The organism is Frankia canadensis (assembly GCF_900197875.1).
Taxonomy (GTDB): Bacteria; Actinomycetota; Actinomycetes; order Frankiales; family Frankiaceae; genus Frankia; species Frankia canadensis.
In genome coordinates this window covers 1-939 of record NZ_FZMO01000477.1, presented here as the reverse complement: position 1 = coordinate 939, position 939 = coordinate 1, and the positions used below count along the sequence as shown (strand labels likewise).

Below are 939 nucleotides of genomic sequence, written 5' to 3'. Positions count from 1 at the left end.
GCCTAAAACAACATCAAAACCGGGGGTGCTGGAGCGCGCACCCGTGAATGGACACTGTGATTGTGGTGGTACGAGGCAGCGTGAATCGAGCTTCTTGCGTGAGGGCATCATCGATATTGTCGAATAGATCGCCGATTCCGTCTTTCTCGATTGGTGCGTTGAGGAGAATCGAGGAACCGAACTTCGCAGAGCGACCGAACTGCGCTTGGTAGTCAAGCGCTATTTCTGTCTGGAGGTACTCGACGGCCTCTCCACTTTCCAGATCCAGGGCCGTTCCGCGGGCTAGGCTTCTGATCTGCTTCTTGCGTTTGCTATTGAACCGACGCACGGAGGTCTGAAGCGTGTTACTATCATCACCAATTCGCTTAACAATCTCAATGCCAAAGTCGTGATCGCAAAACTGGCGGATATAGAAATGCGCCTTGCCGTAACTCAGGGCATAGCATTTGTCGTCTTTTTCAAAGATGTACGCGGAGAAGTAGATGAGATTCATAGGAAGATTATTGTCCTCAAAGTACTCTGCGTACGTCGCAACCCACGGGATCGGGGCTGGTTCCGGATTCTCAAGGAAGTAGAAAGCGCTCTGCCATCCCGACATCTCGCCCTGATGGATGACCTTGAGCCCGACGTCCCCGAGCTTCACCTTGAGAGCCGCCACACCCTCGGTCGGAACAGAGAAGATGTTGAGTTTCATGCTCGCCTGCCGCCTGACACCACTGCCCGCGCCCCCGCGTTAGATCATCACTATCATTTGGTACAGTGATCCCTCTTGTAGTGCTTGTCAAGCTGTTTGTTTAAAGCGACCGGACAGGGCATCTGGCAGGACGGCCGCTCTCGACCGTCTCCAGGCCTCAACTCTCATCATCAATCCGCTACCTCTCCACGTGTCCATTCACGGGTGCGCGCTCCAGCACCCCCGGTTTTGATGTTGTTTTAGGC

Annotated in this window: 1 protein-coding gene; it reads right to left on the bottom strand. The window is 54.0% G+C overall.

The genetic code is table 11. The features are described 5' to 3' along the window. Positions 1 to 13: 13 nt before the first annotated feature. Positions 14 to 694, bottom strand: a complete 681-nt coding sequence (locus tag C1A33_RS26415; RefSeq protein ID WP_133150839.1) for a DUF6119 family protein — start codon at positions 692 to 694, stop codon at positions 14 to 16. Positions 695 to 939: the final 245 nt, after the last annotated feature.